The following is a 24,854-nucleotide window of genomic DNA, read 5'->3' as shown; positions in this document are numbered from 1 at the left end:
ACCGACCCCCGCAAGGACCTCCATGAGCGAAGAATCCGCCACCCTCCTCCTGCCAGCGCCCGCCGAGGCCGACAGCAGCCCCAAGCCAGCCCCTCGTCCCCGTCGCCCACGCCAGCGCAAACCGGCCACCAGCACCGCCACGCAAGAGACCATCACCCAGGTCAGCCAGCAGCCCGCCGCCCTGGAAGTGGCCAACGCCCGCAAAGGTAGCAACGAAGACAGCACTTCGGCGCGCCTGCCGGCCAACTACCCCTACCGCACGCGCATGCGCCGCCAGGACTATGAGAAGGCCAAGCATGACCTGCAGATCGAACTGCTGAAGGTGCAGAACTGGGTGAAGGAAACCGGCCAGCGCATCGTCGTGCTGTTCGAGGGCCGCGACGCCGCCGGCAAGGGCGGCACCATCAAGCGCTTCATGGAGCACCTGAACCCGCGCGGCGCGCGCATCGTCGCGCTGGAGAAGCCCTCCGAGCAGGAGAAGGGCCAGTGGTACTTCCAGCGCTATGTCCAGCACCTGCCCACAGCCGGCGAAATGGTGTTCTTCGACCGCTCCTGGTACAACCGCGCCGGGGTCGAGAAGGTCATGGACTTCTGCTCGCCCCTGCAATACCTGGAGTTCATGCGCCAGGCGCCGGAGCTGGAGCGCATGCTGTGCAACAGCGGCATCCTGCTGTTCAAGTTCTGGTTTTCGGTAAACCGCGAGGAGCAGTTGCGCCGCTTCATCTCTCGCCGTGACGATCCACTCAAGCACTGGAAGCTGTCGCCCATCGACATCAAGTCGCTGGACAAGTGGGAGGACTACACCGCGGCCAAGGAAGCGATGTTCTTCCATACCGACACCGCCGATGCGCCATGGACGGTAATCAAGTCGGACGACAAGAAGCGGGCACGGATCAACTGCATTCGCCACTTCCTGCATTCGCTGGATTATCCGGGCAAGGACCACAGCGTGGCGCATGCGCCGGATCCGTTGCTGGTCGGCCGGGCTTCGCGGGGGTTCGAGGAGGATGAGCCGGCGGTGCTGGCCGGCTGAATCGCTGGGGCTGCCGCGCAGCCCTTTCGCGGCGCAAGGCCGCTCCTACAGAGGTTACGCGATCGCCTGTAGGAGCGGCCTTGTGTCGCGAAAGGGGCGCAAAGCGCCCCCGACAATCTCGAATACCTACTTGGGTTTCCCGGGCAACTAAGCTTCAATACGCGCCTTTACCCGCTACCCCAAGGATCCTCCATGGCCACCAACACCAAACAACAGAAACGCGCCAAACGCGCCGCCACCAAGGCCAAGCAGAACCGCATGGTGCGCAGCGGCCAGGCGGTCAAGGCCAGCGCCGGTGACAGCGCCAGCGTCGAGCAGGTGTTCAACAAGGCCATGGAGTCGGGCAGCTACAACAGCCTGTTCGAAAAGATGAAGGAGGCCCAGGAAAACGGCCTGGTGCCGATGATCTCGGTATTCCTGGTCGACCCGCTGCTGGCACTGGTGCTCAAGGGCCACAAGGAAGAACACGCCACCGACTACATCGTCCTGGTGTTCACCGCCTACCGCAAATGGCTCGACGGCGCCGACGAAGACGCAACCATGGCCTGGCTGGAGAGCGACGAGTTCCAGGATGCCTATGTCACTGCCTCGGAAGTCGTGGCCAGGCAGCAGCAACAGCAGAAACAGTTCGGCTGAGTCGCTCCCGCCACCCGCACAAACAAAAAGGCCGCGCCCCTCACAGGACGCGGCCTTTTCGTTTCACATGCGGATCAGCTATCCAGCGCCACTCGCGCAGCAGCGCCACGCTTGCGATGCACCAGCAGGCCAGCCGCCACCACGCCAATGCTCAGGATGGCCGTGGCGATGATCTCGGCTCGGTGGTCTTCACGCAGGCCCATCACTACCAGAATGGCGATGATGAAAGCGATGGTCGCCCAGGTCAGGCCCGGGAACATCCACATCTTGAACGAGATCTTCTCGCCCTTGGCTTCACGCTGGGCACGCATGCGCAGTTGCGACACGGCGATCACCAGGTACACCAGCAGGGCGATGGCGCCGGAGCTGGCCAGCAGAAACTCGAACACCGCGGCCGGGGCCAGGAAGTTGGCGAACACGCACAGGAAAGCGGCGGCAGTGGAGAGCAGCACGGCCCAGTGCGGGGTGCCCGCCTTGGTGGTGCGCTGGGCGATGGCCGGGGCGTCGCCACGCTTGCTCAGGGAGAACAGCATGCGCGAGGAGGTGTACAGCGCCGAGTTCAGGCAGCTGGTCACGGCGATCAGCACGACGATATCGACGATCAGCTTGGCATTCGGCACGCCGATCAGGCTGAGGACGGTCTGGTAGGAACCTTTCTCGGCCAGGGCCGGATCGTTCCACGGCACCATGGCCACGACCAGGAAAATCGACACCAGGTAGAACAGGCAGATACGCCAGATCACCGAGTTGGTGGCCTTGCTGATCTGACGGCCCGGGTCTTTCGATTCGGCAGCGGCGATGGTGACGATCTCGGTACCCATGAACGAGAACATGGTGGTCAGCATGGCGGCCAGCACCGCACCCAGACCGTTGGGCATGAAGCCCTGGGTATCGAACAGGTGGCTGATACCGCTCACCTGGCTGCTAGGCACCATGCCGAACATGGCCGCGCAACCGACGACGATGAAGCCGATGATCGCCAGCACCTTGAGCAGGGCGAACCAGAACTCGAACTCGCCGTAGTTCTTCACGCTGAACAGGTTGGTGACGGTCAGCGCCAGGGTGATGATCAGGGAGAACGCCCACAGGTCCACCGACGGGAACCAGGCATGCAGGATGGCGGCGGCGGCGTTGGCCTCCAGCGGGATCACCAGGACCCAGAACCACCAGTACAGCCAACCGATGGTGAAACCGGCCCAGCGCCCGATGGCGCGGTCGGCGTAGGTGGAGAAGGAACCGGTGTCAGGCGAGGCGACCGCCATTTCGCCGAGCATGCGCATCACCAGCACCACCAGGGTACCGGCAGCGGCGTAGGCCAGCAGCACGGCAGGGCCGGCGGCAGCGATGGCATGGCCGGAGCCGACGAACAGGCCGGCGCCGATCACGCCGGCAATCGACAGCATGGTCACATGCCGTTGCTTGAGCCCCTGAGCGAGGTCATTGGAATTGTTACCGCTCATAAAACTACCTTTGTAAGGAGGTGGACTACACGAATGACTGGCCAGCGCGCCGGGGTGTGAGTGGACGACGCTGCATTCAGTGGTTTCGAGATGGCAATAAGCGGGCCAGCTGAGAATGGCTTTCGTCTGAAATGTTTCTGTAACCAATAACGACGCGGCTTGCAGGGCATTGCGCCAAGCTTTGACCGAAAGGTCGTCAAATCCCCATGCCAAGTTTGGATTACTGAAATACCCACTTACAAACGCACCAAAGGTGCCCCTCGGTAACACCTGGGCACAAATTCAGGGCAAGGCAAAGCGCAACCCCAAGGCGCAACCACGCACTCGTGTAACCCACGACACAGTGCCACCCGGCCAAAAACGGCTTCCCAGACCGGAACAAAGCTGGCACCATCGCGCCTTTTTTCATCAAAGCTCCGGTGCTGGGCAAAACGCCATTGCGGATATCCTGGCGACAGTCCACTGCAGCGATGCGACAAACTGTCCCACCAGCGACCCGAGCTCCCCGCGACCCGGTTGGCCGCCGTTGCGCCGCTATGCTAGCGTGGCGCACGCCAGGAAGGCCGCCAACAGCTGGGAACGCACCCGAACACATGAGGACCGCACATGGCCCAGGCCACGCCCGCGCTGGAAATCCGCAACCTGCACAAACGCTATGGCGAGCAGGAAATTCTCAAGGGCATTTCGCTGACCGCGCGCGACGGTGACGTGATCTCCATCCTCGGCTCGTCCGGCTCTGGCAAGTCCACCCTGCTGCGCTGCATCAACCTGCTGGAGAACCCGCACCAGGGCGAAATCATCGTCGCCGGCGAGACCCTCAAGCTCAAGGCACAGAAAAACGGCGACCTGATCGCCGCCGACAACCGCCAGATCAACCGCCTGCGCAGCGAAATCGGCTTCGTCTTCCAGAATTTCAACCTGTGGCCGCACATGTCGATCCTCGACAACATCATCGAGGCGCCGCGCCGCGTGCTCGGCCAGAGCAAGGCCGAGGCCACCGAGCACGCCGAGGCGCTGCTGAACAAGGTCGGCATCTTCGACAAACGCCACAGCTACCCCGCCCAGCTTTCCGGTGGCCAGCAACAGCGTGCCGCCATCGCCCGTACCCTGGCCATGAAGCCCAAGGTCATCCTGTTCGACGAGCCGACCTCGGCGCTCGATCCGGAAATGGTCCAGGAAGTGCTTAACGTCATCCGCGCATTGGCCGAAGAAGGCCGTACCATGCTGCTGGTGACGCACGAGATGAACTTTGCCCGCCAGGTGTCCAGTGAAGTGGTCTTCCTGCACCAGGGCCTGGTCGAAGAGCAAGGATCGCCGCAGCAGGTCTTCGAGAACCCGACCTCGGCGCGTTGCAAGCAATTCATGTCCAGCCACCGCTAACGGAGCACTACATGCAGACCTACAAGAAGTTCCTCCTGGCAGCTGCTGCCACGCTGGTGATGTCGGCCAACGCCATGGCCGCCGAGAAACTGCGCATGGGTATCGAAGCCGCCTACCCACCGTTCAACAACAAGGATGCCAGCGGCCAGGTCGTCGGCTTCGACAAGGACATCGGCGACGCCCTGTGCGCCAAGATGAAGGTCGAGTGCGAAGTGGTCACTTCCGACTGGGACGGCATCATCCCGGCGTTGAACGCCAAGAAGTTCGACTTCATCGTCTCGTCGTTGTCGATCACCGATGAGCGCAAGCAAGCCGTCGACTTCACCGATCCCTACTACTCGAACAAGCAGCAGTTCATCGCGCCGAAGAACGTCGACTTCAAGACCGACCGCGCCTCGCTCAAGGGCAAGACCATCGGTACCCAGCGCGCCACACAGGCGGCAACCTGGCTGGATGACAACGGCGGCATGGACGGCGAGTTCAAGGTCAACCTCTACGACGGCCAGGAAAACGCCTACCTGGACCTGACCTCCGGCCGTGTCGACGCCATCCTCGCCGACAAGTACGCCAACTACGACTGGCTGAAATCCGATGCCGGCAAGAACTACGAGTTCAAGGGCGATCCGGTCAACGAAAGCGACAAGGTCGGCATCGCCGTACGCAAGGGCGACAACGAACTGCGTAACAAGCTCAATGCCGCGCTGAAGGAAATCGTCGCCGACGGCACCTACAAGAAGATCAACGACAAGTACTTCCCGTTCAGCATCTATTGATTCGCCCCGACAGGCATCGCCGCCATGGCGGTGCCTGTCCCTTGAACAAACTTACCCATGACTATCGACCTGCACGGATTCGGCCCGGCCATGATGGCCGGTACCCTGATGACCGTAAAACTGGCGCTCTGCGCCTTGCTGCTGGGGCTGGCCCTGGGCCTGCTCGGCGCCTTGGCCAAGACTTCGTCGGTCAAGCCGCTGCAATGGCTTGGCGGCACCTATTCCACGTTGGTGCGCGGCGTACCTGAATTGCTTTGGGTGCTGCTCATCTACTTCGGCACCGTCGGGCTGATGAACAGCCTTGGCGCCGCCCTGAACATACCGGGCCTGGAGCTCAGCGCCTTCGCGGCTGGCGTCATCGCCCTCGGCCTATGCTTCGGCGCCTACGCCACGGAAGTGTTCCGCGGCGCGATCCTGGCCATTCCCAAGGGGCACCGTGAAGCGGGCCTCGCGCTGGGCCTGTCCAAGGGGCGCATCCTCTCGCGGATCATCCTCCCGCAGATGTGGCGCATCGCCCTGCCGGGCCTGGGCAACCTGTTCATGATCCTGATGAAGGACACCGCGCTGGTGTCGGTGATCGGCCTTGAAGAAATCATGCGCCACGCGCAGATCGGCGTGACCGTGACCAAGGAGCCGTTCACCTTCTACGCGGTTGCCGCCTGCATCTACCTGGGCCTGACCATCATCGCGATGATCGGCATGCACTTCCTGGAAAAGCGCGCCGCTCGCGGCTTCATGAGGGCCGAGTAAATGAACTGGGAAGTCATCATCAAGTGGCTGCCACGCCTGGCCCAGGGCGCGACCCTGACCCTGGAGCTGGTGGCCATCGCCGTCATCGCCGGCCTGATCCTGGCCATTCCGCTGGGGGTGGCGCGCTCCTCGCGGCACTGGTACGTGCGCGCCCTGCCCTACGGCTACATCTTCTTCTTCCGCGGCACGCCGCTGCTGGTGCAGCTGTTCCTGGTCTACTACGGCCTGGCCCAGTTCGAAGTGGTGCGCAACAGCTCGCTGTGGCCGTACCTGCGCGATCCGTTCTGGTGCACGGTGCTGACCATGACCCTGCACACCGCCGCCTACATCGCCGAGATCCTGCGCGGCGCCCTGCAGGCGATCCCCAAGGGCGAGATCGAGGCGGCCCGGGCACTGGGCATGTCGCGGGGCAAGACGCTGTTCTACATCATGCTGCCGCGCGCCACGCGCATCGGCCTGCCGGCCTACAGCAACGAAGTGATCCTGATGCTCAAGGCCAGCGCCCTGGCCAGCACCGTGACGCTGCTGGAGCTGACCGGCATGGCGCGGACCATCATTGCCCGGACCTACCTGCCGGTGGAGATCTTCTTTGCCGCCGGGGTGTTCTACCTGGTGATCTCGTTCGTGCTGGTGCAGGGCTTCAAGGTACTGGAGCGCTGGCTGCGCGTGGATGCCTGCCAGGGGCGTTGACCCCATGAAGACAGCGGGGCCGCACGCGGCCCCTCTCTGTAGGAGCGGCCTTGTGCCGCGATGGGCTGCACAGCAGCCCCTCTCGCTAGCGCCCCGGTGCTCGAATGACCACACCCCCCATCCTGCAAACCGACCAGCTCCTCGAGCGCTTCCACGCCCTCGACCGCTTCCTCGCACAGCACCAGTTCCTGTGGCACCCACGCCCGTTCACCCACCTGCGCCTGGCGTGGGAAGACCAGCACCCGGCACTGTCCCATTGGCTGCGCCAGCGCACGCTCGAGCAAGCCGAATCCCCCGACGACACACCTGAGGCCCCGGCCCCCTTCCCACAACTGGCCGCCGAAGCCGAGCAGCTGTCCGCCGTCGGCGAACTGCCCGATGCCGGCCTGCATCCCGCCGGCCACCGCCTTGATGTCGGTGTCGCCGGCCGCAAGTGGCAGCAGATCGAGGCCTTCAGCCGTCGCCTGACGTTCAGTCAACCCGCCCGACACTGGCTCGACTGGTGTTCCGGCAAAGGCCATCTGGGTCGTCGCCTGTTGCAGCCCGGCCAGCAACTGACCTGCCTGGAGTACGACGCCGAACTGGTCAGCGCCGGCAAGGCCCTGAGCGAGCACCATCACCTGCCCGCCACCCACGTGCACCAGGACGTCATGGCCGCCGACAGCGCCCGCCACCTGGACGGCGACAAGAGCGCGGTCGCCCTGCACGCCTGCGGCGACCTGCATGTTCGGCTCATGCAGCTGGCGAGCCAGCAGGGTTGCCGGCAGATCGCCGTTGCGCCCTGCTGCTACAACCGCATCCAGGGCAAGGCCTATCAGCCGCTTTCCAGCGCCGCCCGGGCCTCGGCGCTGGCGTTGACCCAGGAAGACCTGGGCCTGCCGCTGAGCGAGGCGGTCACCTCCAGCCTGCGTACCCGGCGCCAGCGCGACACCTCAATGGCCCGTCGCCTGGGTTTCGACATGCTGCAACGCCAGCAACGCGGCATCGACGACTACCTGCCCACGCCATCGCTGCCGGTCAGCTGGCTGGCAAAGCCTTTCGAGCAGTACTGCCGCGACTTGGCCGAACTCAAGCAGGTCACGATCAACGACAACCCCGACTGGGCCGCCCTGGAAGCCGCCGGCCAGCGACGCCTGGCCGAGGTGCGCAACCTCGAGCTAGTTCGCAATCTCTTCCGTCGCCCCCTGGAAATGTGGCTGGTGCTCGACCGCGCTCTGTTCCTTCAGGAACAAGGCTATGCGGTTCGGCTCGGAGTGTTCTGCGATTACCCGCTGACCCCCCGCAACCTGCTACTGCTGGGCGAGCGCGACACAGCGCCGCAGCGCGGTTGACAGCCTGTGGATAACTCTGTGAACAAGCTTGTGATGAAAATCACCAAATCTTGGATCCAGAGGCTATTTGCGCTGCTTTGCTTATTCCATGGCGAGCGTCAAAGCCAGTAAATACAAGCCTTTGCGCAAAGACCGATGGTAGCGCCGGCCGGCATGCCTTTCGCGCAAGCGATCAATGCCCATTGTGCATAAACCATTCGGCCAAGCGCTTTGGCAGGGGTGTTGTCAAGCCAGTTTGAGCAAGCTCATGCCTACCAGCAGCAGCACCAGGCCGAGCCAGCCGCGCCCGGCCAGGCGCTGGCCGAACAGGGCCCAGCCCATGGCCACGGTGGCGAGAATGCCGAAGCCACCCCAGATCGCGTAGGCCAGCGACAGGTCGATGTCCTTGACCGCCTGGGCCAGCGCGGTGAACGCCGCCAGCACGCAGAGGATCGAGGCCACGCCCAGGCCCTTGCGACGGAAACCGTCGGAATACTTGAGCAGCAGGTTGGCCAGGACTTCCAGCACGATGGCCAGGCCCAGCCAGGCAAATGGCATCAGCATGGCACCGCCTCCCCTTCACGCTCGGCGGCCTTGGCCCGGGTACCGGCCTTGACCAGCAGGATGCCGGCGATCATCACCGCCAGGCCCAGGGCCTTGGTCCAGCCCAGGCTTTCGCCGAGCCAGAGCACGCTGATCAAAGTAATCAGCACGATACCGAACCCTTCCCACAGCGCGTAGGCGACACCCACCGGCACACGCTTGACCGCCAGGGCCAGGAAGAAATACGACAGACAGATCATGACGTACATGACGGCATGCCCCAGTACGGGGAAATGGGTGGCGGCGAGTTTCATCGACGCCGTGCCGATCACCTCGAAGGTGATGGCGACGATCAGGTAGATCCAGGAACGCATGATGCCCTCCCATGGGCGACAGCAGCCGAGCGCACAGGCTTCGGCGCCAGACAGAGACGTTTACGGCTGTAGAGGGAGGGTGGCGCTAGAGGTCGCCGGTCCAGTGACGTTCACGGGAAACCAAGCGGGAGGAAGAGAGGAGCTTGAAAGCTTTACTGTTCAACATAATGAACACAAGATTAACTGAGGTGATCGATTAAGTCAAAACGATAGGCTGAGACTAAATATTTCTCGCGAAAAATTGCGCGCCTCCAGATTTATCCCCTTAAAGCCTGCTGAAAGCTTCGTAAATTATATTCCCCACACTCGTTCCTATGGAGATGACCCTACGACTGCCCTAAAGCGTAGGCAGGTATCTTCAACGTGGGAGCGGGCTGGCCCCGCGATCACCAGCAAGGCCGGTGCCATTCCTACTCCATCCTCCTGCGACAAAGCGTCGCCACCGTCCAAAACACAAAATTAATTATTGTTTTACGATAATTATTCAAGAATAATCCGCCCCGTTCATCACTGTACGGAGGCACCCCATGAACAGTAGATCCGTGGCCTATGCGCGTTCGCGCCTACGCACCATCGGCACATTTGCCGCCTACCTGGCCTGGACGACCGCGATCGTCGAGTTGGCGGCCATCCCGTTGCTCTGCATCTTCGACTTCCCTGAAATGCTCAACGGCTACCTGCAGGCCTATGGCGACCAGATGCCCCTGCTGCTGGAACCCGGCTACATGCCATCTCCCCTGGCCATCGCCCTGGTACTGGCCGTGGACATGATCCCGACGATGATTTCCGTCATCGCCCTCTGCCTGACCGGCCTGTTCTTCCATCGGCTGTCCCGTGGCCAGACCTGGACCTCGGACAACATCAAGCTGCTGTGGTGGGTCGGCCTGCTGTGCATCTTCACCCCGTTGCTATGGCCGGTGACCTACACCTTGCAGGGCCTGGCCCTGGCCATCGACCTGCCGGCCGGCGAAAGAAGCTTCAGCTTCTCGATCGGTGTATCATCGCAGGCTGTCTACGAGATCATGAAAGGCATCCTGCTGTGTGCCTTCTCGCTGCTCATGCGTGACGCCAAGACCATCAGCGATGAACACAACTGTTATGTCTGACTGCTTCCTATGCCGATAATCATCCGCCTCGACGTCGTCATGGCCCGGAACAAGATGCGTTCCAAGGACCTGGCGGAAATCATCGGTATCACGGAAGCGAACCTGTCGCTGCTGAAGAACGGCAAGATCAAGGGTTTCAAGATCGAGACCCTGGAGAAGCTGTGTCGCGCCCTGAACTGCCAGCCCGGCGATCTGCTGGAGTTCAGCGACGAATGATCAAGGACTGCAACACCCATGGCACTTTTCCACAACAGTTTGGCCGCCCTCGTGCTGGCCTGCCTGGCCTTGGCCCTGGCCGGCTGCGGCCCGAGCTACACCTATAGATACTCGCCACCGCCCAGTGCGCATGGCATGAATTGCATCAACAGTTGTTCGACGCAGCGCAACCACTGCCAGCAGATGGCGCGCCTGCAGGAGAACAGCGAACGTGCGCTGCACCAGGCCGAAATGAGGGCCTACCAGTACTGTCAGAACGGCAAGAGCAAGAAGGAAGCGCGTCACAGTTGCTACTACCCGAGCTACCCCTCCTACACGGGGAGCAGCTACAGTTGCGGCAATGACTACGACTCCTGCTACATGGCCTGCGGCGGCACCATCCAGCGCATCCTGAACAAAGACTGATCCCGGAACGGACTCGAACATCGTGAAACACACCAAGCCTTTCGCCCTGCTGACCCTCGCCCTGGCCATGACCGGCTGCGCCAGCAGCATGCCCTCGAGCAAGCCCGCCCCGCTGAACTGGAACATGCCCGGCATGCAACTGGGCGGCGACCGCGGCCTGCCCCTGCACAACGCCGACGGCACCTGCCGCAAGCGCGGCTGCGACAACGGCAAGCTGTTCTTCAACCCAGGCCAGCCCGAGCCGAGCGTCAACTCGATCCACCGCGGCTGGTAGGAAATTTCTCCTTTGTGCGCGGTGACTTAGGGGAATGTGCGATGGATGCAACGAAGTGGTTTACAGCGGCAAATCCATCGCTATAATGACGCCCCTGTGCCGGTATAGCTCAGATGGTAGAGCAACTGACTTGTAATCAGTAGGTCCCGGGTTCGATTCCTGGTGCCGGCACCACCTTAGAAGCCCCGCAATGCGGGGCTTTCGTCATTCTGGAGATGGAAAAACGCCCACTGCGTACACTTCCAACGTCCACAATGTGTCCACACTGCCGCTATCCCCGCCACCACGATTTCCTGTCCAGAGTCATAGCGTTACCAACCTCCAAAGCTGCCGAGAGCACTTCGGCTGCCGACTCAAAGTGTTGGGCATCAACGGTCCCATTAAACAGGACACCTCCCTCCGTTACGTCAGACCGCAAGCTATCAATCAATTGATAGAAGCGGACCACCTGCGCAGCTTCAATACTGCTCAAGGAGCCCAATCGCTTGGCGTTTTCTTGATAGATTCGGTTGTAATGCTCTGGAAGGTTTATTTTGCAGGTCACCTTAAAATTGATTGGGCGCGGTGTTTTCAAGGCCTCTGCTTCGCTTCTTAGCGTTTTCAAGTAAGACCTTCGCTGGAACAATTCGACCAGAGCCAGTACCTCAGCAATGATTGCTGCCCGGACGCTCCGGCTCTCAGCCTTGGATTGCCGTGCCGCAGTCAAATAGGTGCCGCCAATACCTGCAAAGGCGGTAATCAGGGCCACACCCACCGTACTCCAGTCCGTCGCCTTATTTGGCACGGTAGGGGTTGCCGGTGCCGCCAAGTTCCAAACGACTACAAACCAATCCAACGTTTCACCCATTACCTACTTCCTTGGATTCGAGACTTGTTAGGGGGTTGAGCGTCACCACCTCAGCGAGATGTCCAGGACTGAAATGGGCATAGCGCATTGTCATTACCAACGAGGAATGTCCCAGGACTCGCTGCAGCGTGAGTATGTCTCCACCGTTGGCCATGTAGTGGCTGGCAAAGGTGTGACGGAGTACGTGGGTCATCTGCCCATCTGGCAGATCGAGGCTGACGGCCTCGACGGCCTCCCCAAACTTCTTGTAGCAATCGCCGAACGGCAGGCTGGCCTTCACGAGCTCCTGCAGTTCCTTGCTGATCGGTACGGCGCGGCTCTTGGAGCTCTTCGTCCGGTGGTAGTGAATGCGGCGATCCTTCACCTGGCGCGCTGTCAGGCCCTCAGCTTCAGACCAGCGCGCACCGGTGGCCAGGCATACACGGGCAACGACGCCGGCGCTCGCGGAGATCTTGTCCAGGGCATTCAGCAAGGGCTGAATCTGGTCCTTCTCCAGGTACGCCATTTCCGGCTCATCGAACTTCAGGCGCCGGACCTTGCCCAGCGGGTTCTCCCCCTTCCACTCGCCGAGGCGGTCCAGCTCGTTGAACACAGCACTCAGGTAGGCCAGCTCATGGTTCAGCGTGTTCGCGCTGACGGGCTTGGCCTTCTGTCCCTTCTTCATGCCGTTGCCCGGCGTGCTTCGCCCATGGTCACCGGCCAGGCGCTCGGCGCGGTACTGGGTGAAGTTGGAAGCAGTGAAGTCCGTGGCGCGCGGATCACCCATCCTCTCAGCCATAGCCTGCAGGGCGCGCTGACGTTCTTCTCCTCGCTTAAGCGTCTGGCCGTGCAGCTTGAACCAAAGATCCACCAGGTCGCTTAGGCGGCGATCGTCGCGCTTGGGCTTCTTCTCGAACTCGCCTCGAGCACCATCCCCCATCAGCAGCCGTTCGGCATGCATCGCCTCGTTCTTGGACTTCAGCTTGCGACGGACACGCGGCCCATCACGACCTTCAGGCCGGCAGTCCAGGAGCCACTCACCGGATGGCAGTTTCTTTATCGACATAGGTCACACCGGGCTCACCTGACCGCAAGCCGGGGCCTCATCGCCGGTCATCAACCACAGCGTGTACTTCTTGAAACGCTCGTGATTAGTGATTTTCAGGAGCGCGACCGAACTGACCTCAATGCGCAATGCCAGCTCGTATTTTTTGTAGCTGCTCAGGCTGATGCCCGTGGCTTCACACAGCTCAGACTGTGTCAGGCCTTCCTTGATCCTGATCGCCTTCAGCTTCTCCGCGAGCTCCATCAACTGCATCTCCCTCTTGACATGGTTCCATATGGGTACTTAATCTAGGTTCCATATGGGTACTTTTGGCCCAAATATCCCCAAATATCTGATGCAGAGGTTAACAGAATGCAGATCCAGATCGACACGCCGTACATGACCATCGCGGAGTTCACTCGCCGCTCTGGGCAGTCCGCAAGCGCGGTCGAAAATGAAATCAAATCAGGCAATTACATCATTCGCCCCAAGCGTGAAGGGTCTAAGGCTGCAGTGCTGATCAACATGGTGCACATGACCATGGAAGCTGCAGACCAGGCCGAGCGTGTCCGTGTGGTTGGAAAGCGGTAAGGGCCTGTTATGAGCGCACGAATCTCCCCCGAGCAGTTCGACCGAATCTACCTGGACGAGGTGATCCCCGAGCTGCAGTACGACCCGGAGCTGGGCTTCCAGCCGAAGGATGAGAGCCAGGAGTACTTCAACAAGGGCGCGTGCCCGGGTTGTGGCGAGCGCACGGTCTACATCAGCAAGCTCAAGCCCTACCAGCTCAAGTGCAACCGCCTGAACCAGTGCGGCTACGAAGAGAAGACCCGTGATCGATACCGCCACCTGTTCGAGAACCTGAGCGACCGCTTCCCCTCGACGCCAGAGAACCCCAACGCGACCGCCGATGCCTACCTGCAGCGTAGTCGTGGCTTCGATATCGCTCGGATTTCCGGTTGGTACGACCAAGAGCGGCGCCTGATGGCCGATGGCTCGTATGCAGCGACCGTTCGATTCCCGCTGTGCGACGGTTACTGGGAACGCATCATCGATGCGGCCGCTGTAGCCGCCAACAAAGGCGACAAGGCAGGCATCCGCAAAGGGATGAAATACAAGGGCCAAGGCTGGGAGCCCAAAGGCCAGGCCTACGAGAAGGACGACCAGGTCTTCGTCGTGGAGGGCATCTTCCACGCAATCGCTCTGTGGCTCGCTGGATACAAGGCGATCGCCGCCATCAGTTGCAACAACTTCCCCTGGCAGATTATCGAGGCAAACCAGGGCAAGGGCGTACGCTGGGTAATTGCCCTGGATGACGATACGGCAGGCCATGACGTAATCCCTAAGTACCGGGATCGCTTGGTCAAAATGAAGGAATTCTGCCAGGTCGCGCTCGCCGGCACTCGGGACTGGGACGACGTTTATCGCGATGGCCAGCTGGATGATCTGTTCATCCAGGAAGCGCTCTACCAAGGCCAGTTGTTCTGTGCCAGCACGGCGATGAAGAAGGCCTACCTGCTGTATACCCGGCGTCAGCTTTCCTTCTTCCTGGTCGAGTTCGGACGGTGCCTGTTCTCGGCCCGCGTGAGCACGCCTGAGCTGCAGAAGGATCTGGACGACATTCCCCGCAAGCCCGGCGAGGAGCCAACCGGATACTTCACGCAGTTTTCAAAGCACACCAAGCTCAACCAGGTAGCCAACTGCGTGCCGCGCTTCGAGTACCTGGAGCGCGACGCGATCAGCGGCGAACAGCGCTACTTCTTCCAGTTCGAATTCCCGAATCGCCGGCTGAACTGCAAGGAGCCTTTGCCGCCCAGCGCAATCACCGAGCCACGCGGCTTCGCGAAGGCACTCCTGGAGCGAACGCCAGGAGGCATGTTCGAGGGCGGTGAAAAGGTGCTGGGAATGCTCAAGAGCGAATGGCTGCGCGACCCTAACGTGGTCCGCACATTGCCCTTCGTTGGCTACGACGAAGCGACCGGGGCCTACTGCTACCCAACCTTCGGCTTCTACAAAGGCAAGGCAATCCAGGTCAACGAACATGGCTTTCTGGACATCAAAGGCCACGGACTCAAGACCTCAGCCCGTAGCTATCCAATGCACCGCGGGGAATCGTTCGATTCGTCCTGGTTCGCTGACTTCAAGTCTGTGTTCGGCCACAACGGCCTGGCCAGCCTGGCCTGGTGGACCGGCTCGCTTTTCGCTGAGCAGATCCGCGCAGTACAGCAAGGCTGGGCTTTTTTGGAACTGACCGGAGCCGCCGGCGCAGGTAAGTCCACGCTGCTGCGCTTCCTCTGGCGGCTGGTGGGCCGCAAGAACGAAGAAGGCATCAAGCCAAGCGGTTCGGGTGCATCGGCCATCGGCCTGCTGCGATCGCTGTCAGCGGTCAGCAACCTGCCTGTCGTACTGCTCGAGTCGGACAAAGAAACCACCGACGCAATGGGGCGGACCGTGATCGTCCAGTACAACTGGGACGAGATTAAGTCGCTGTTCGACCAGAACGCCAAGCTCCGTGTCACTGGCGTGAAGACGGGGAACAGCGACACGGATGCCCTGATTTTCCGTGGCTCGATCTGCATTTCGCAGAACACCATGGTGGAAGGCTCCGACGCGATCATCACCCGGATTGTCTACCTGCACATGACGTGCGACCACCACACCGATGCTCTCAAGGTCGTGGCCGATCGGCTCAAGGCGATGCCGGTCGACCAACTGAGTGGCTACCTGCACGCGGTGCTTTGTCAGGAGAGCGCCTGGCTGGAGCGCTATTTCGGCGCGTACCCGGATTGCGAACGCCGCTTCATGGCACTGGGTGGAGTGAATCATGCGCGAATCATCCAAACCCACGCCCAGGTGCTTGCTGCTGCCAAAGCCACCCAGGCGCTCTTTCCAGGCTGGTCCGATCGAGAGGTTGAAGCGCTGGCCAAACATCTGGAAGCCCGCGCCCTGGATCGTGAGCAAACCAGGACAGCAGAAAACAAGACTGCCGCGCAGTTCTGGCAGGCCTACCACTACCTCAACGAACAGGTCGTGACGGTTGAGGACGCTGACGGCCGTCGCCAAGAAACCCGCGAAACCCTGAACCACAGCTCGGACAAAGGCCTGATCGCCATCAACATCCAGCACTTCCAGTCAGCGTGTCGCGCCGCCGGCCTTGAAGCACTGCCGACCGTCCTTCTGCAGAAAGGACTGAAACAGAGCCGTACCCACACCTTCCTTGAGGCGCGGAAATGCCACTCCCGCATCGAGCAGCGATCCCTGAACTGCTGGATCTTCAAGAAGAACGGATGACCCGTCCGTGCGGGATGAACTCTCCGAGTGAGGGGGCCGTGCGGCGGCTCGGGGATTTATGAGTAGTCCCTTAGAGCGTCTGGAATATCTAGAAGGAATAGGAATACACCAATGAATACAGAGAGTTACGAGGCATCAGCAAACCCCATACCACTGGAAGGCGCTGGAAGGTTTTGGTCGGTCGTTCCTTCCACTTCCTTCCACCAACCTTCCACTTTTAAGGCTTTTCATGGAGTCCGCTGTAGACCAGGTACCACGCGGCCTGCAGGCCTATCGGCCGATGTAAACCTTCCACCTCCTTCCACCTAAGGTGGAAGGACAGAAAAAATCTTCAGCCCAGCAACCACGCGGGCTTGAGGCCCCACAGTCTGGACACCTTCCGGATATTCCAGACGTGGAAGGGGCATACGCGCCGCAAAGGATTTTTGGGCGGAAAACCGCCCCAACCGCCGCAAGGCAACCCAAGGAGAAACTCAATGCAAACCAACAACCGCACCCTGGCCACCGTCATGGCCGAAGCCCAGGCCCACCAGCAGCGTCGGCCCGCAATCGTCACCGCCGGCACCCAGGCTTTACACCGCCTTGTACCCCTCGCCCTGCGCGACACCGGCCAGAGCCGCGTCCTCGGCCGGTTCCTGTTGGGGGTCTACAACGGCGAGGACTTCCCCTTTGAACTCAGCGCTCTGCGCGGCCTGGACCTGCCGCTGTTCGAGGATTGCCTAAAGGTGCTGATGATGGACTACACCCCGGACCTGGAGGTCCACGAACGCATCCAGGGAGGTAGCCAGATCTGGCAGCAGCTGATGGAGCGCTGGGCGCCGGAGGTCGTCGGGGAATGATCGTGCGCTACCTGGTCAACGGCACCCCGAGCGAACTGCCGCTGCCCTCGATCTACCTGGAGAGAGCACGACCGGAGGATCTGGCAGAACTGGCCGCCAGCGACTTCTGGCGACAACGGCAAGACGCAATGCCCCCCGTCCTCAGCCTGGTCCACCTGCTGGAGGTGGACGGCGCGGATCTGGGGGTTTTCGAAGTGCGTAGCGAGCTGCGCCCCGTGTTCACCGCTGTCGCGCTTTCCGTTCAACAGCACCCACTCAGAAGGAAACCGAAATGCTGATTCTGACCCGCCGTATTGGCGAAACCATCCGCATCGATGACGACATTGAAGTCACGGTATTGGGCATCAAGGGCAACCAGGTGCGCATTGGGGTAACCGCGCCAGAGGCGGTCGAGGTTCACCGCCAGGAGATCTACGAGCGCATCTATGGCGAGAGCGCGCAGCTTGATCCAGCCCTGCAGGGCTAGTTGGGAATAGACGGTGCCTAGGAGCAGCAACTCCAGGCACCAGCCACTACGAGAAGGAGAAACACCCTTGAAAGCATCCACCCCAAGCAGCAGCGGTTCGAAGGCTACCACAACGCCGCGCCACCTGCAGGCGACCGCCATTGTCGGCGGCGCCCTCATTGGCTTCCTGGTCATGAAGACGCGGGAAGCCAGGAGCCAGCTGGAGAACGTGACCCACACGGCGTGCCTGCAGGGCGACCTGTCCGCCCAGGACGCCGCCCTGGTCCACCAACTGCTGGCGACATCGCCACGCGCCAACCTGATTTGAAGGAGCATGCATCGATGACAACCACACACACCAACTCCCGCAACGCTGACAAGTTCGTGATCCGCCTGCCTGATGGCTTGCGAGGCCGCATCGCCGCAGTGGCGAGCGCCGCGCATCGCAGCATGAATTCGGAAATCGTCGCTCGCCTGACGCAGTCGATCGACGCTGATGACGAAACGCACCAGGTGGGGGCGATCACGGTGTTTTTGCCCGAGGTTGTCACCCAGGAAATCAGCGGCCTGGCCCAGCTCAACGAGCGGTCAGTGAACGGCGAAATTACCCACCGGCTCAAGCGCTCCGCCGTCGTGGATCAGCTCAACGACGAGCAGGCCCGCATGATCGGCATCTTGCTGCGCAGGATTGAGGAGCTGGAATCGCGGCTGCAGTTGAAGGGGGCCGCGTGATGCTGATCGACGGCAACCTGGTCGCGGTGACAGACATCGAGATTGACGAGGCGCGGCGTCAGCTGGCCCTGCCTGAAGACTTCTTTCTGATGCAAGCCACCCAACGGCTTTATCACGACCCTGGCGACGGCACCGTGATGATTCCGCTGCCGGCTGACATGCTGGTGGTCAACTTCGAGAACAACACAGGGGACAGGAAATTTGGTGTTGTCCGCATCAACTCACTTAAATACAAACTAGAGGGATACCAAAAGGACACTTATTAGATATCTATTAGGTATCCATTAGATATCAAAATGAGCGCTACGGCGCTCATTTTTGTTATTTCATGCAAAGTTATCCACAAGTATTGATTGAGCTCGCCATCAAGAAACCAAATCCCACACTTACGAGAGAAATTCAACACGCTTAAAACTCTTGACGAATTGAAACTTTGGATCACAAAATATTAGCCATGTGCCATCATGCAAACGGAGTTACGCCATGACACACCCAGCCCCTTGCCTCACTGAGCTGGCCGACGACATTGAAAGCCACGGAAACATGTTGGCGCTGCTGACCGACGTGCATGTTTCTGAACTTTCCCCACGGGGCAGAATTGGCCTGATTCAGTTGTCGTCGGAGTTGATGCGGGAGTACACAGACATCGAAGTTCGATTCAAGCGCTATCGTGCATCGTTGACGCCGAGTTGCTGAAATATCTCCTGCTGCCGGGTCCGGCTCATGCTGCTGAGGCGGTCGAATACCAAGCGGTCCATCATCTGCTCTGACGGCCGCAGCGTGTGGGAAAACGTCAGATGCGACACGAAGCGATGGCCACAGTCCTGGCAGTCGCAGTAGAGGGAAACGAACTCCTTGGAGATATCGTTCCTGGAAGAGATCCGGCACTTTCCGCCACATTCCCTGCAGTACACTCGCATAACCCACCCCGGTTCCAAATTGGGCACTATTCTGCCACAGGAAAGTGCCCGCTGCCGCTTAGGCCATGGATTCATTGCGCAACTGGCGCAGGCTCACGCCAACTTATACGGCGATCTTCTCGCAGCAGCTCATTGACCTGGTCGAACAACTGACAGATCGGTCTGATTTCATTATTGGTGTAAACACGGTCGATCTTCTCGATGTCACCAAATCCCCCGGAGTTTTCTGGAATGATTCCCGCCAACGCGGGGTTCATACGCCAAGCCGCGATGATGTCGTTCCTGGTGATGTTCTTCACCTTTTCCAATTCGTCCCGCGCCTGGAAGTCACCCACTGGAATGATCTTGATCGCATTTTCCTGGCCGCCGGGAATATTGACGAACATCGAGCGGAAGTTACCTACACCCTTGCTCGCGCTGATCTGCGCCTGCAGGTTCTCTTCGTCCTCCTCCGAGAGGTTGGGATCGTTGGTGTAGAAGATGTAACCCGCGTGGGCGCCGTTGCTGTAGTAGCGCCGGCGGAACAAGGTCGCGGCCTCGTTGAGCAGCAGCGCCTGCAGGCCGCCCAGGTAGTCGGGCACACCGTAAATGTTCTGCTCCACATCGTAATCCTTGATGTGGATAACCTCGTCCTGGTCGAACTCCTCTTCCTTGCTGTGCGGTAGCAACATGGTGAAGCCGCCATCCACCTTTACCCGCATGTTGAGCGCCGGCAGGTGCTCCAGCTCCAGGGCGTGGTCCGCGAAGTTGAAGTGCACCAGGAAGAACGCTTCCCCGAACACCATGTAGTCCATCGCCGCGCAGCCCATGGTATGGGTGCTACAGCCCGCCGAGGGGATGAACTCACGCAGCAGCAGGTTGCGCTTGAACTTGGGGATGGCGCCGTGGTGCGCGTTGGCACGCAGCAGCCTGGCCAGGCCAATCCGCGACACAGGGGGCTTGTACAGGCGCCCGTCGTCGGTGGGAAACACGCCCAGGTACTCGCCCATGTTCGCGGTAAGCACCTGCTCCGGCTCGCCGAACGTGAACACCCGCGTTCGCTGTTCCGCGTTCTGCTGGGTGGGCCGGGTTTTTCTGCGTCGATTGGGCATGGGTTGCGCTCATCAGGTAGCGGCTACGGCGCCGCCGGTTGGTGTTCAGGGGTTCGTTGTGCAGGGCGTGCATCACCGCCCAAGCGATGTCGGCGTGGCCGGTGGCATCCGTCCTGGACGCACTGAAGGTGATCTGCCCGCCGCCGGTGGTGCCGCGCTTGATGGTCAGGAACGCCTGGGCGATGTCGGTCCAGCCGGCGTCCCACTCGATCCGCGCCGCACGAACCACGTCCTGGGCTTTGAGCACCAGCGTGGTTTTGGTCTCCAGGCTGTAGTGGATCTGTGTGGCCCGTGGGTAGAAGTCGTGCACCAGGTCGAACACGCCGATGCCCACGCCGGTGGTGTCGATGCCAATGTGCTGGACGTTGAAACGCTCGGTCAGCAACTTCACCTGGTTGGCCTGGTAGGTGAACGACTGGCCCCGCCAGCTGTGCTTCTCCAGGATCCTGAACTTGCCGCCCTGCTCCGCTGGCGGCGCCACGACCACACAGGTCGCATCGTCCCGGGTTCGGCTGGGGTCGTACCCCAGCCACACAGGGGCATCGCCAAACGGTCGGTCTTCGTGGGGCTTGTAGTCCTCCCATAGGCCGAGGTCGGAGTAGCAGCGCTCCAGATCGGCCAGCGCAAACGCTGACTGCGTGCTGTCGATGAACTTGCACATGAACAGCTGTTCGAAGCGCTCTTCGTCGTTCTCCAGCCGCAGCCGATCGATATCGAACAGATTGCAGCCGCCGGCAATGGCGTCTTCCAAGGTGATGACCTTGCGCCATTGCCCATCCGGGCAGAGCGTGCCGGCGTGGATCTCGGCATCGCTGGGCCAGGCTCCGGCCTTCTTGGCTCGCTTGCTGTTACGGAAGGTCTCGCCCGTCCAGAACGGATAGGCCTCATGGGTGACCGCGCTGGGGGTCGAGAAGTACGTCTGGCGCCACTTTGCATGAGCGGCCATGCCGCTGGCCACGCCCTGGATCTTGTCGAAGCGCGGAATCCAGAAGATTTCGTCCACGTACAAGTGCCCGTGATAGCTCTGCGCGGTGTTGGCGTTGGTGGACAGGAAGCGCAGTTCGGCCCAGGGCTTGCCGTCCTTGCTGAGCTTGATCGGGTTGCCGGTCAGCTCGATGTCGAACCACTTGCTGGCGAACTCCACGATGTAGCTGCGGAACACTTCGGACTGGGCACGGCTGGCCGACAGGAAGATCTGGTTATCCCCCGTCAACACCGCGTCCATGAAGGCCTCGGCGGCGAAGTAGTAGGTCAGGCCGATCTGCCGCGACTTGAGGATGTTGCGGATCCGCGCCGTAAGCGGGTTCTTCTTGGCTTCGAACAGCTCCAGCTGGTAGTTGAACATCCTGGATGTGAACTTATCCAAGAAGTCCACTTCGGTCAGTTGGCTGATGTCGTTTTTCAGCGCCTTTTCCCGCTTCTTGCTGCCACGCTCGCGACGCTCCTGGTTCGGCGCCTGGTCGCGCTCCTGGCGCTTGCGCGGGGCATCACCATCCGCCGGTGCGGGTGGCCGGCTCGACTGCTTCAGCAACTTGTCGCGAATCGAGGTCAGACGGTCCAGCTCGTCCAGTTCCGCCTTGGTCAGCGTGTCCTGCTTTTCCAGGATGAGGGTGATGCGCCGGCTCACAGCGGTCACCGGCTCTTCATCCGTCAGCATGTCGTCCCAGCCGCCCTGGCGGATCCAGTAGTAAATGATCCGCACGTTGGGCAGCTTCAGCTGAGCCTGGATTTCCTTCACCGATGCTCGGCGCAGGTAGAGGCGTTTCGCGGCCTCTTTGACTTCGATGGAGTAGTTCATGGGCCGCAGTCTATGCGGCGAAAACCGTGAAAACGCGGGGTAAAACTGCGTGAAATTCCTAGATCGTGGAAATAGGAATTTCGCTCAAGCAAAGCGTTTGGCCGGTGCCGATCGGCTCCCTATCGTGGCGCTCATCGACCACCACCGAGCCACCCACAATGCCCCGTTCTCTCGTCTCCTACTGGAAGCGTGTCGCGCTCAGCGGCTTCACCGCCGACAACCGCGAGATCACCGTGCAGGAACTGGTCGATTGTGCCGAGACCTACAAGCTCACCACCTACACCGCCGTGATCTGGAGCGAGCATGAACGCTGGCCAGGCTCACACGGCACCGTGTTCGCCCTGCGCCTGATCACCGAGAGCGACGACCCCGAGCTGGAGCCCGGCCAGGTGGCCCTGGAAGCGCAGCTCAAGCCCAACGACAAGCTGCTGCACCTGAACGACCAGGGCGAAAAACTGTTCACCAGCGTGGAGATCACGCCGAATTTCGCCAACACCGGTCGCTTCTACCTCACCGGTCTGGCCGTCACCGACTCGCCCGCCAGCCTGGGCACCCAAGAGCTGTATTTCTCCCGTGGCGCCCGCAAGGGGCACCGCTACGCCAAAACCTCCTACTACTGCGCCGCCGTGCCCCTGGATTCGCTGCGCGAAGGCGGCCAGCAACAGGGCGAGCTGCGCCGCTTCTTTTCCGGCCTGGCCGGCCTGTGCAAGCGCTTCGCCGACATCACCACCACTGACACCCCCTCACCCGACGAGAACCAACCAATGGATGAAGCAACCGCCAAGGCGCTGAAAGCGCTGTATGACCAATTCGTGATCCTGCTGGCCGGCATGCAGGCCGTGCTTGAGCCGGTCGTGGAAGAAGTGGACGACAGCGAGAACAAAGAAGCTGTCGATGCCGTGGGCGCCGCTGTCCAGGACGTGGTGGATGAAGCCGACGAAAACCGCGAGTACACCCGCAAGGGCGGTAAGGGCGGCAACAAGCAGGTCAAGGAGCTGAGCGCCCGTATGGATGAACTGCAGGAAACCATGACCCAGATGTTCAACCAGACATCGAACCGCCGTCAGGTACCGCGCATCACTGGCCCGGCCAACACCAAACGCGGCAAGGGCCTGCGCTAATGGCCGCCCTGTCGCAGCGCGCTGCAGCGCAATACCTGCAGCTCCAGGAAGATCTGGCCGAGGCCTACAACACTGGTGACGCCGCTCGCACCTTTGCCGTGGAGCCAACCCATGCCCAAGAGCTGAACGACCAGATCACCGAGCGAGTGGACTTCCTGGGCCGTATTAACGTCGTGCCGGTCAGCGAGATCAAGGGCGAGAAGGTACTACTGGGCCTGAACGGCCCGGCTACCAGCCGCACCGACACTGACAAGAACGACCGCGAGCCGCGCCACCTGCTCGATCTGAAGAACAACACCTACGAGTTGTTCCACACCGAGACTGACGTAGCGCTGAAGTTCGCCACCATCGACGCCTGGGCCAAGTTCCCGGACTTCGCCCAGCGCTACCTGGCGGCGGTGCAGAAGCGTATCGCCTTGGACCGGATCATGATCGGCTGGCATGGCCTCAGCGCCGCGAAGCAGACCGACCTGGCCAACTTCCCGATGCTCCAGGACGTGAACAAGGGCTGGCTGCAGATCGCCCGCGAGCAGATCCCCGAGCAGATCCTGAAATCGGACCCAGCCAAGAAGATCACCCTGGGCAAAGGCGGCGACTACGAAAACCTCGATTCCGCGGTGCATGACGTCAAGCAAATGATCGACCCGGTATTCCGCGACGAGGGCGACCTGGTGGCCATCGTCGGCTCGGATCTGCTGGCCCACGACAAGGGCCGCCTGTACGCAGCCCAAGGCCAGACGCCGACCGAGAAAGAGCGCATCGAGGATGCCCAGGTGATCGCCACCTATGGCGGTCTGCCGTCCTTCCTGATCCCGTTCTTCCCGAGCAAGGGCATCGTCATTACCTCCTGGGACAACCTGTCGATCTACTTCCAGGACACCAGCTGGCGGCGCCACCTGATCGAGAACCCGAAACGCTCACGTACCGAGGACTACAACGGGCGCAACGAAGGTTACGTGATCGAGCAGTTGGGTAAGTTCGCCGGCCTCGAAGCCAGCTCTGTGGAGCTTGTGTGATGAGCCTGGCCCTGGCCCACAAACGGCGGGTCCTGGAGGAAGGCGTAGCGGTGTTGGCCAGCAGCCTGGCCGCTGCCTCGCTGCCCTACTCCCCCAGCGAGGCCTTGAGCAGTCCGGCGAATGCCGCCAAGCATCTGGCCCTGATGGAGGTCGGCCTGGCCGAGGACCTGGCCCGCCTGAGCGATATCAAGGGCCTTTCCACTCGCCAGGACCTCAAGCGCAACGAGCTGCTGCCCAAGTACCAGGATTACGTCCAGCGCTACGTCGAGTCCGGCCTGGTCTTTCCAAACCGTGTGCTCGTCCAGGTCATGGTCTGGCTGTTCGATACCGCTCAGTTCGAGGACGCCCTGGAGCTGGCAGACATCGCGATCGAGCAGGGGCAGGAAATGCCCGAGCGCTTCAAGCGTCGTGACATCCAGACCTTTGTCGCTGATGCCGTCTGCGAGTGGGCCTATGGCGAGTATCAGGCGAAGCGCAGCCCAGAGCCGTACCTGTCCAGCTTGCTGCCGCGTGTCGATGGCGAGTGGGAGCTGACGGAGCAGATCCCGGCCAAGTTCCACAAGCTGATCGGCATCCGTGCACTGGAGGCCCAGGAGTGGACCAAGGCGATCGAGCATCTGGAACGTGCCCAGGCGCTCTATCCCAAGGTCGGCGTAGGCACCCGCATTGAGAACGCCCGCAAAGCTTTGAACAAGCAGCAAGCCGCCGCCAGCGGCACTGAATAACCGACTACCCCCCCCAGCGGGAACCCGTGAAACGTGTCGGCCATTTATGGCCCGC

31 protein-coding genes, 1 tRNA gene and 1 pseudogene are annotated in these 24,854 nt (G+C 61.2%); 24 read left to right on the top strand and 9 right to left on the bottom strand.

Going from position 1 to position 24,854, the window contains the following annotated elements; genetic code table 11:
- Positions 1 to 22 precede the first annotated feature (22 nt).
- Both ppk2 and VUG52_RS01700 read left to right on the top strand, forming a co-directional pair.
- Positions 23 to 1,033 (top strand): polyphosphate kinase 2, encoded by a 1,011-nt coding sequence (gene ppk2 / locus VUG52_RS01705; protein WP_050703402.1) that lies wholly within the window; start codon positions 23 to 25, stop codon positions 1,031 to 1,033.
- 192 nt (positions 1,034 to 1,225) lie between these two features.
- Complete coding sequence (locus tag VUG52_RS01700; RefSeq protein WP_050703401.1) at positions 1,226 to 1,669, top strand: hypothetical protein; 444 nt, start codon at positions 1,226 to 1,228, stop codon at positions 1,667 to 1,669.
- A 74-nt stretch (positions 1,670 to 1,743) separates the two neighbouring features.
- Here the strand turns inward: VUG52_RS01700 and gabP are convergent, their stop codons facing one another.
- Positions 1,744 to 3,129, bottom strand: coding sequence for a GABA permease (gene gabP / locus VUG52_RS01695; protein ID WP_050703400.1), 1,386 nt, complete (start codon positions 3,127 to 3,129; stop codon positions 1,744 to 1,746).
- Positions 3,130 to 3,735: 606 nt separating this feature from the next.
- Between gabP and VUG52_RS01690 the strand changes: the two genes are divergently transcribed.
- The 5 genes from VUG52_RS01690 to VUG52_RS01670 all read left to right on the top strand — a co-directional run bounded on the left by VUG52_RS01690 (position 3,736) and on the right by VUG52_RS01670 (position 8,053).
- A complete protein-coding gene (locus tag VUG52_RS01690; RefSeq protein ID WP_050703399.1) occupies positions 3,736 to 4,509 on the top strand; it encodes an ABC transporter ATP-binding protein in 774 nt (257 codons plus the stop codon).
- A gap of 11 nt (positions 4,510 to 4,520) precedes the next feature.
- Positions 4,521 to 5,282 carry an ABC transporter substrate-binding protein gene (locus VUG52_RS01685; RefSeq protein WP_028688472.1) on the top strand — a complete coding sequence of 254 codons (762 nt, stop codon included), beginning with the start codon at positions 4,521 to 4,523 and terminating at the stop codon, positions 5,280 to 5,282.
- A gap of 57 nt (positions 5,283 to 5,339) precedes the next feature.
- Positions 5,340 to 6,032, top strand: a complete 693-nt coding sequence (locus VUG52_RS01680) for an ABC transporter permease (RefSeq protein WP_050703398.1) — start codon at positions 5,340 to 5,342, stop codon at positions 6,030 to 6,032.
- On the top strand, positions 6,033 to 6,722 hold the full coding sequence (locus VUG52_RS01675; protein ID WP_028688474.1) for an ABC transporter permease: 690 nt from the start codon (positions 6,033 to 6,035) through the stop codon (positions 6,720 to 6,722).
- Between the two features lie 104 nt (positions 6,723 to 6,826).
- Positions 6,827 to 8,053 carry a methyltransferase gene (locus VUG52_RS01670; protein ID WP_050703397.1) on the top strand — a complete coding sequence of 409 codons (1,227 nt, stop codon included), beginning with the start codon at positions 6,827 to 6,829 and terminating at the stop codon, positions 8,051 to 8,053.
- A 225-nt stretch (positions 8,054 to 8,278) separates the two neighbouring features.
- Here the strand turns inward: VUG52_RS01670 and mdtI are convergent, their stop codons facing one another.
- Complete coding sequence (mdtI, locus tag VUG52_RS01665) at positions 8,279 to 8,596, bottom strand: multidrug/spermidine efflux SMR transporter subunit MdtI (protein ID WP_050703396.1); 318 nt, start codon at positions 8,594 to 8,596, stop codon at positions 8,279 to 8,281.
- The gene (locus tag VUG52_RS01660; protein WP_050703395.1) at positions 8,590 to 8,949 is read right to left on the bottom strand and encodes a multidrug/spermidine efflux SMR transporter subunit MdtJ; all 360 of its coding nucleotides are present in this window, start codon (positions 8,947 to 8,949) and stop codon (positions 8,590 to 8,592) included. Before VUG52_RS01660 ends, mdtI begins: the two co-directional genes overlap by 7 nt.
- Positions 8,950 to 9,476: 527 nt before the next feature.
- Here VUG52_RS01660 and VUG52_RS01655 point away from each other — a divergent pair.
- The 5 genes from VUG52_RS01655 to VUG52_RS01635 all read left to right on the top strand — a co-directional run bounded on the left by VUG52_RS01655 (position 9,477) and on the right by VUG52_RS01635 (position 11,124).
- Positions 9,477 to 10,055 (top strand): hypothetical protein, encoded by a 579-nt coding sequence (locus VUG52_RS01655; protein WP_050703394.1) that lies wholly within the window; start codon positions 9,477 to 9,479, stop codon positions 10,053 to 10,055.
- 9 nt (positions 10,056 to 10,064) lie between these two features.
- Positions 10,065 to 10,271, top strand: coding sequence for a helix-turn-helix domain-containing protein (locus tag VUG52_RS01650; protein WP_023629980.1), 207 nt, complete (start codon positions 10,065 to 10,067; stop codon positions 10,269 to 10,271).
- 18 nt (positions 10,272 to 10,289) lie between these two features.
- Positions 10,290 to 10,676, top strand: a complete 387-nt coding sequence (locus VUG52_RS01645; RefSeq protein ID WP_050703393.1) for a hypothetical protein — start codon at positions 10,290 to 10,292, stop codon at positions 10,674 to 10,676.
- 22 nt (positions 10,677 to 10,698) lie between these two features.
- Positions 10,699 to 10,950, top strand: coding sequence for a hypothetical protein (locus tag VUG52_RS01640; protein ID WP_052896382.1), 252 nt, complete (start codon positions 10,699 to 10,701; stop codon positions 10,948 to 10,950).
- 98 nt (positions 10,951 to 11,048) lie between these two features.
- A tRNA-Thr gene (locus VUG52_RS01635) sits at positions 11,049 to 11,124 on the top strand.
- 97 nt (positions 11,125 to 11,221) lie between these two features.
- Here the strand turns inward: VUG52_RS01635 and VUG52_RS01630 are convergent.
- Genes VUG52_RS01630 through VUG52_RS01620 form a run of 3 tightly spaced genes read right to left on the bottom strand, consistent with a single transcriptional unit; the run spans position 11,222 to position 13,094 of the window.
- The gene (locus VUG52_RS01630) at positions 11,222 to 11,797 is read right to left on the bottom strand and encodes a hypothetical protein (RefSeq protein ID WP_331832377.1); all 576 of its coding nucleotides are present in this window, start codon (positions 11,795 to 11,797) and stop codon (positions 11,222 to 11,224) included.
- Positions 11,790 to 12,842, bottom strand: coding sequence for a phage integrase (locus tag VUG52_RS01625; protein WP_331832376.1), 1,053 nt, complete (start codon positions 12,840 to 12,842; stop codon positions 11,790 to 11,792). The genes VUG52_RS01630 and VUG52_RS01625 overlap by 8 nt, the downstream gene beginning before the upstream one ends.
- Before the next feature lie 3 nt (positions 12,843 to 12,845).
- On the bottom strand, positions 12,846 to 13,094 hold the full coding sequence (locus tag VUG52_RS01620; protein ID WP_442964601.1) for a helix-turn-helix domain-containing protein: 249 nt from the start codon (positions 13,092 to 13,094) through the stop codon (positions 12,846 to 12,848).
- A gap of 99 nt (positions 13,095 to 13,193) precedes the next feature.
- Between VUG52_RS01620 and VUG52_RS01615 the strand changes: the two genes are divergently transcribed.
- From VUG52_RS01615 to VUG52_RS01575, 9 genes and pseudogenes are all read left to right on the top strand, one after another.
- On the top strand, positions 13,194 to 13,412 hold the full coding sequence (locus VUG52_RS01615) for a hypothetical protein (RefSeq protein ID WP_331832375.1): 219 nt from the start codon (positions 13,194 to 13,196) through the stop codon (positions 13,410 to 13,412).
- Between the two features lie 9 nt (positions 13,413 to 13,421).
- Complete coding sequence (locus tag VUG52_RS01610) at positions 13,422 to 16,112, top strand: toprim domain-containing protein (RefSeq protein ID WP_331832374.1); 2,691 nt, start codon at positions 13,422 to 13,424, stop codon at positions 16,110 to 16,112.
- Between the two features lie 476 nt (positions 16,113 to 16,588).
- Positions 16,589 to 16,951, top strand: coding sequence for a DUF7673 family protein (locus VUG52_RS01605; protein ID WP_331832373.1), 363 nt, complete (start codon positions 16,589 to 16,591; stop codon positions 16,949 to 16,951).
- Entirely contained in the window at positions 16,948 to 17,229 is a 282-nt protein-coding gene (locus tag VUG52_RS01600; RefSeq protein WP_331832372.1) for a hypothetical protein, read from the top strand. The genes VUG52_RS01605 and VUG52_RS01600 overlap by 4 nt, the downstream gene beginning before the upstream one ends.
- Positions 17,223 to 17,417, top strand: coding sequence for a carbon storage regulator CsrA (csrA, locus tag VUG52_RS01595; RefSeq protein ID WP_331832371.1), 195 nt, complete (start codon positions 17,223 to 17,225; stop codon positions 17,415 to 17,417). Before VUG52_RS01600 ends, csrA begins: the two co-directional genes overlap by 7 nt.
- 67 nt (positions 17,418 to 17,484) lie before the next feature.
- Entirely contained in the window at positions 17,485 to 17,724 is a 240-nt protein-coding gene (locus VUG52_RS01590) for a hypothetical protein (RefSeq protein WP_331832370.1), read from the top strand.
- A 14-nt stretch (positions 17,725 to 17,738) separates the two neighbouring features.
- Positions 17,739 to 17,883 (top strand): annotated as a pseudogene (locus tag VUG52_RS01585) (Arc family DNA-binding protein); the annotation flags it as partial.
- Positions 17,884 to 18,124: 241 nt separating this feature from the next.
- Complete coding sequence (locus VUG52_RS01580; RefSeq protein ID WP_160291053.1) at positions 18,125 to 18,394, top strand: hypothetical protein; 270 nt, start codon at positions 18,125 to 18,127, stop codon at positions 18,392 to 18,394.
- Between the two features lie 217 nt (positions 18,395 to 18,611).
- Positions 18,612 to 18,824: a hypothetical protein gene (locus tag VUG52_RS01575; RefSeq protein ID WP_236661060.1), complete on the top strand. Its 213-nt coding sequence runs from the start codon at positions 18,612 to 18,614 to the stop codon at positions 18,822 to 18,824.
- Here the strand turns inward: VUG52_RS01575 and VUG52_RS01570 are convergent.
- The 3 genes from VUG52_RS01570 to VUG52_RS01560 all read right to left on the bottom strand — a co-directional run bounded on the left by VUG52_RS01570 (position 18,794) and on the right by VUG52_RS01560 (position 21,937).
- On the bottom strand, positions 18,794 to 19,048 hold the full coding sequence (locus VUG52_RS01570) for an ogr/Delta-like zinc finger family protein (protein WP_094011485.1): 255 nt from the start codon (positions 19,046 to 19,048) through the stop codon (positions 18,794 to 18,796). The two genes, VUG52_RS01575 and VUG52_RS01570, sit on opposite strands and share 31 nt — an antisense overlap.
- 71 nt (positions 19,049 to 19,119) lie before the next feature.
- Positions 19,120 to 19,980 (bottom strand): phage portal protein, encoded by an 861-nt coding sequence (locus tag VUG52_RS01565; RefSeq protein WP_330873225.1) that lies wholly within the window; start codon positions 19,978 to 19,980, stop codon positions 19,120 to 19,122.
- Positions 19,892 to 21,937 carry a terminase large subunit domain-containing protein gene (locus tag VUG52_RS01560; protein WP_331832369.1) on the bottom strand — a complete coding sequence of 682 codons (2,046 nt, stop codon included), beginning with the start codon at positions 21,935 to 21,937 and terminating at the stop codon, positions 19,892 to 19,894. Before VUG52_RS01560 ends, VUG52_RS01565 begins: the two co-directional genes overlap by 89 nt.
- Before the next feature lie 158 nt (positions 21,938 to 22,095).
- Between VUG52_RS01560 and VUG52_RS01555 the strand changes: the two genes are divergently transcribed.
- The 3 genes from VUG52_RS01555 to gpM are packed head-to-tail and all read left to right on the top strand — an operon-like array spanning position 22,096 to position 24,799.
- Positions 22,096 to 23,058 carry a GPO family capsid scaffolding protein gene (locus VUG52_RS01555; protein ID WP_331832368.1) on the top strand — a complete coding sequence of 321 codons (963 nt, stop codon included), beginning with the start codon at positions 22,096 to 22,098 and terminating at the stop codon, positions 23,056 to 23,058.
- Positions 23,058 to 24,074: a phage major capsid protein, P2 family gene (locus VUG52_RS01550; protein ID WP_094011488.1), complete on the top strand. Its 1,017-nt coding sequence runs from the start codon at positions 23,058 to 23,060 to the stop codon at positions 24,072 to 24,074. Before VUG52_RS01555 ends, VUG52_RS01550 begins: the two co-directional genes overlap by 1 nt.
- Positions 24,074 to 24,799, top strand: a complete 726-nt coding sequence (gene gpM, locus VUG52_RS01545; RefSeq protein ID WP_331832367.1) for a phage terminase small subunit — start codon at positions 24,074 to 24,076, stop codon at positions 24,797 to 24,799. The genes VUG52_RS01550 and gpM overlap by 1 nt, the downstream gene beginning before the upstream one ends.
- Positions 24,800 to 24,854 lie beyond the last annotated feature (55 nt).

The organism is Pseudomonas sp. LH21 (assembly GCF_036549575.1).
GTDB lineage: Bacteria > Pseudomonadota > Gammaproteobacteria > Pseudomonadales > Pseudomonadaceae > Aquipseudomonas > Aquipseudomonas peradeniyensis.
The sequence above is the reverse complement of the archived record's forward strand: the minus strand, read 5'-3'. Positions and strand labels throughout refer to the sequence as shown.